This is a genomic window from Oleiphilus sp. HI0079 (assembly GCF_001635105.1).
The window spans coordinates 1-4,655 of record NZ_LWFT01000669.1; the positions used below are offsets into that span (position 1 = coordinate 1).

The following is a 4,655-nucleotide window of genomic DNA, read 5'->3' on the forward strand; positions in this document are numbered from 1 at the left end:
TTCTTCTGGGCAGGAGAGGCCCTCGGTTGGCGTGGACTTCTTTCTGACGTGTGGCTGTTCGAAGCTGCTTTAGGCTTTGATGAGGGGCGAGAAGAAGCTGATTCCGATGACGGGCGCTTGGATGGTCTAGGTGATGGAGAAGAAGGTGTCGAACTCGTGCTGCAAGGGCGTCGATCTTTGGATGCTGATTGGCGTTACTGGCTGGATAGCAGGTTGGTCACTGGTGAAAACGGAAGCCTAGGTCTTTTTGCATTAGGGCGTCGTTTCGGGGATCAGAGCGATGGAAGCGGCCATGAGATCGCGATCGCGATGGTATTTCACGACAGCGATTATGCGAATAAAGATTTTGGTATTAATGCAGAGCAGTCCGTTGCTTCGGGATTGGATGAGACTAATCTGAGTGGAGGGTTCCGTTCCGTCGGTTTCAATTACAATTATCGTCAGTACTTATATAAAAACTGGCAAATTTTCGGCGAGGCAGTTTACGAGCGGTATAGCAGCGACATTAAAGATAGCCCGATTGCGCGCAACAACTATGAAGCCGAAGTTGGCATTGGATTTATTTATGTCTTTTAGGGCTCAACATTCCTTTAAAGGTCTTGTTCGATCTTTTTGTGCCGAAAGAAAATGAGAAACAAGGGCGTCATAGTTCATGCCACATAAATCAGCCTCGCGAGGTTGGCACAGAGAATAATTGGGATTATTCACAGTGACAGAATCTGAAACGACCTCTCACTGAGTTAAAACAATAAACATGGATATGACTAAGCCAACATAAATGTCCGTAGCTACAGGCGCTTCAGCGGCCTATAGCTGGGGCTTTAGCTTTGGCCGGGCTATCATGGGGGTCTTATTACCACTAGCAATCGTATATATCCCATTCGCCGTTATTCGGCGTGGTAAACCCAAGTTTACTAAAGGCACTTACGTGTCTTGGTGGGTTTTATTTTTACTGTTTGGCGTAATGGCTTTACTTGGTAATGCAGTGCCAAAAAATTCCAGCTAACAAGTATTAGCTCTCTGGCAAGAGCTTGATTTTATTGAAGTTATGGCTAAACCAGACGACGAGCCAAGAGCGTTGAATGTAGGCATGATTGGCCAGAAGCACTGTTCTGCCATTATTACCTACCGTAGCGACAATATTCGGATTATGTCTGTCAGGCGGCCCCGAGATTCTGGTGGCACTATTTGAAAGCTAAATCATTAGATAAGAAGTTTGATGAAAACCAATCGGATATTCTTGATGAGTTTGATTTATCCACCGTCAAACGGCCCAATCAAACTCAGAAAAGAGTAAATGTGGACTTCCCTACGTGGATGATTGATTCCCTCAACGCAGAGGCTTCGCGCCTCGGTGTGACTCGTCAATCCATTGTAAAAGTATGGTTGGCCGAGCGTTTGGAGCATTCGATTTTTAACAAATCAAGCAACCGAACGCAGTAACCTGCGCCGGTTCTTGAGGCGTTATATGCAAAATAGTCATGGATAGAGCTACAAGAAATTTTGTTATCAGAACCAAACACAATGCGAAAATATTCATTTTGTACTTGTGCTTGGCAGCCATCGCTATCAGTTTCTATGTCTTTTTTGTTCAAACGCCCAACGTTGCAATTATAGAAAAGAGCATCAATTGCATCGAAAGCCCTTGCACATTTTCTGTTACGCTTCAAAACAACAGTCATGAGAAGCAAACTGGATACATAAAAGTGGACTTTCTTCAGCAGGAGCGGGCATCTTCAAATATGGGGCCTAACGATGGGTTCGTGCATCGAACGTTCCATTCAATGCATTTAAACTTTTCTCTTAACGCTCAACAATCGAATACTATTAATATCCCTTATCGCTATCAAAATAAAAGCCCTTTAGTTATCACCAATGTTGTTCAATAACTCAGCATATAACCAATCGCAGCTCCGGAAGCGCTTTCGCGCTCCGGCGTGCTAGGCGTTATGCTCATTTAGAAATGTCAGAGATAAGGAAGTAAATTGAAAGCACGGATATATATCTTAGGTTACTACGCAGTACTCTTTTTAATCTTTGGTGTGGCTGGTCTAATTGCTCCAGAAACCATCGCAAGTTTAGTTCATTACGATTTTCAAAGCTCAATAGCGCAAATGGAGTTCATGGCTACATACGGAGGGCTATTCATTGGCCTTGGTGCATTCATGTTCTACTGTATTAAATCAAATGTTCAACTGGGCTTAGTCTGCGTGCTCCTTACCATGGGGGCAATGTTGCTAGCACGAACTGTTGGCTTCTTTTCGTTTGGCCAGGCCAACACTATTCAATATATTTATTTGGCTGGTGAACTATTTACAGTTTTACTTGTTGGTTTTATCTTGCTCAAAACTAACAGCCATGTACAACAAGCATAACCAAGCTATCAAAGATCGCCCAACAAGTTGGGCTGGACAGCCAATGCTGCGCATTGTCTGCCCTTTATAGCGGCGTTATAGGTCTTAAAATGTCTATAGATCAAATACCAACCATGTATCTCATACTATGGAGATACTGGGGCATTAACCAAGAGGCTGCTTCAACAGAGCTTAATCGTCGTGGCTTTGGTAATTTTGCTCGACTCCTACTTAAAGTGTTGGCACTTCCTTTTGTTTCGCATGATCGCTTTATATTAATCATACAAGCCGAGGAGCATATTGAAGGTATTGAGCATACAACTATTAAAAAGAGCGCTTTGTATTCTCTGGCTTGGTCATTACCACTAGTTGCAGGCACGGCATTCGTTATTTATCCAACACCTTTATTCTATCTTTATGCTTTCGGTGCATGGCCAATAAGCGGTATCTTTTTGGCCTATATGGGCTTCAGTATCCTCAGTGATGAGTCACAACCGAATGCCCTATAACAAGGCCAGCCAGCATCACTTTCTGCGGTCGCTGGACCTCGTTTCACTCGGCCGCTGCTGGCGGCGTTAGCTGTAAGGAAAGTCCATGGACTCGAAGATTCAGTCGATATTCAAGGAAATAGAATCAGTAATACTAGAATCAATAGCCACGGTTCATCCGAAACAGGATGAAGTTTATGCTTGCAGCTTTTGGCTTTTTTATTGTGATTACGAGCAAATTAATCCACCTTGTTTCGCATACAACAATGAGCCCGAACAAGCAGAAACCAGATGGAGTCCACCTGAGTGGGCCATTGATATACAAGATGATGTCTATGAGAAACTAAACCCACTATATGAAAGGTTAACTGCCCAAATGGCGGGCAAATCCGACGAGGAGTGGGAAGAGCTAATTCAATATCAATATGAGTTTTATTGTTCGCTTTGTAAATCTCTAAATAGCGGTTTGGGTAGTAGTTCGTCGCCGTTTAAAAACTGGAAAACCACACCTGATTTTCTTGTTGGCATTTTCGAAGAACGAGAAGATGAGGAAATATATGAATTGCTGGTTAAGTCAAGCGTTGGTGAGGCCGTTGCTGCTAAAATTGGGGTACTATGAAACAGCTAAAAAGTGTTTAACGGACCGCAGGGTGCGTTAAACACACTGTTATATGTACTAAGGAATGAAGTCCTATGGATGGCCAACCAAACTACGAAAGCTATACATACGAAGAGCTGCTTCAAGCAAGAAGCAGCGTAAACAAAGAAAAATACCCTGAAAACTATCAAGCAATAGTTACTCTTTTATCTAATCCTGAATTTGTTGCCAAACAGCAGGAAATGGAGGAACAGAGAAAAATAGTTCTAAAGTACTCTACTTTTGGTCCAAGGGTATTGGCTTCGATTATAGACGGGGTATTGTTTGTTCTAGTTATTTATATTGAGAGCTTGATTCTAGGTTTCGAGTATTCTCCCCATGACAAATTTCTTCAAAGCGTCAATGCTGTTCAACTGTCACTCTATGCCATCTTCATGCATGGTTTCTTTGGCCAAACTGTAGGTAAAATGCTTGTGGGTGTAAAAGTCCTAAATCATGAAAACGAGCAACCAATTGGGCTGCTTCAATCATTGCGCCGAGAATCAGTTACATTATTGCTCAACGTCATATGGGTAATCCTTAGTATTGTTGCGTCTGTTATGGTCTATCAGGGTGTCGAAGATCTAAGTAATTTAGTTACCACCATACTTATATTTGCTGCTCTCTCACTTATCTGGGGTATTTCAGAATTCGTTACAATGTTGTTTAGTGAAAAACGGAGGGCTGTTCATGACTTTATTGGTAAAACTGTGGTCGTTCGCATATAACCAGGCCAGCCAGCATCGCTCCCTGCGGTCGCTGGACCTCGTTTCACTCGGCCGCTGCTGGCGGCGTTATGTTCTTTAAGAATATCAACAACTAGGGAATCGGAATGGAATCAATTCTTAAGTACACTCTCTATGCAATATCTTTTGTAGCTCTGGTTACGGGTGCAAACGTTTTAATTGGTGGTGCAGCCGCCGTACCTGGTTCATTGGGTCTGACCTTTCCCCTTGATTAGTACCACTCCATCAATGAGAAATTCCATATTATGCAACCTTCTTCGCGAAGGCTACCGGTGTTAAATAATTAAGCGAGCTATGTGGCCGTTCATGATTGTAGTGCTGCTGCCACAGATCAATTTCATATCGTGCTTCTTGTAACGTTCGGAACCAATGTTGGTTCAAGCAAGCGTCTCTAAACTTCCCATTGAAGCTTTCAACAAAAGCATTCTGC

At 42.9% G+C, this 4,655-nt stretch carries 9 protein-coding genes; 8 read left to right on the top strand and 1 reads right to left on the bottom strand.

The window, feature by feature from the left end:
- The 8 genes from A3750_RS12090 to A3750_RS12115 form a co-directional block, all read left to right on the top strand.
- Nucleotides 1–576: MipA/OmpV family protein (locus tag A3750_RS12090; RefSeq protein WP_068548305.1), on the top strand; the 576-nt coding region annotated here is incomplete at its 5' end.
- Between the two features lie 202 nt (nucleotides 577–778).
- Nucleotides 779–1,006, top strand: coding sequence for a hypothetical protein (locus A3750_RS25350; protein WP_156498549.1), 228 nt, complete (start codon nucleotides 779–781; stop codon nucleotides 1,004–1,006).
- Nucleotides 1,007–1,048: 42 nt separating this feature from the next.
- A complete protein-coding gene (locus A3750_RS24970) occupies nucleotides 1,049–1,192 on the top strand; it encodes a BrnT family toxin (RefSeq protein WP_082873278.1) in 144 nt (47 codons plus the stop codon).
- On the top strand, nucleotides 1,189–1,443 hold the full coding sequence (brnA, locus tag A3750_RS24975) for a type II toxin-antitoxin system BrnA family antitoxin (RefSeq protein WP_068559456.1): 255 nt from the start codon (nucleotides 1,189–1,191) through the stop codon (nucleotides 1,441–1,443). The genes A3750_RS24970 and brnA overlap by 4 nt, the downstream gene beginning before the upstream one ends.
- A gap of 542 nt (nucleotides 1,444–1,985) precedes the next feature.
- Nucleotides 1,986–2,375, top strand: a complete 390-nt coding sequence (locus tag A3750_RS12100) for a DUF4345 family protein (RefSeq protein WP_068548307.1) — start codon at nucleotides 1,986–1,988, stop codon at nucleotides 2,373–2,375.
- Nucleotides 2,376–2,464: 89 nt separating this feature from the next.
- Complete coding sequence (locus A3750_RS12105; protein ID WP_068548036.1) at nucleotides 2,465–2,863, top strand: hypothetical protein; 399 nt, start codon at nucleotides 2,465–2,467, stop codon at nucleotides 2,861–2,863.
- Between the two features lie 85 nt (nucleotides 2,864–2,948).
- Nucleotides 2,949–3,461 (top strand): hypothetical protein, encoded by a 513-nt coding sequence (locus A3750_RS12110; protein ID WP_068548308.1) that lies wholly within the window; start codon nucleotides 2,949–2,951, stop codon nucleotides 3,459–3,461.
- 74 nt (nucleotides 3,462–3,535) lie between these two features.
- Complete coding sequence (locus A3750_RS12115) at nucleotides 3,536–4,207, top strand: RDD family protein (protein ID WP_068548309.1); 672 nt, start codon at nucleotides 3,536–3,538, stop codon at nucleotides 4,205–4,207.
- 261 nt (nucleotides 4,208–4,468) lie between these two features.
- On the opposite strand, the gene A3750_RS24985 is transcribed toward A3750_RS12115, so the two are convergent.
- On the bottom strand, nucleotides 4,469–4,655 hold a 187-nt coding region (locus A3750_RS24985; protein ID WP_156498550.1), incomplete at its 5' end, for an integrase core domain-containing protein.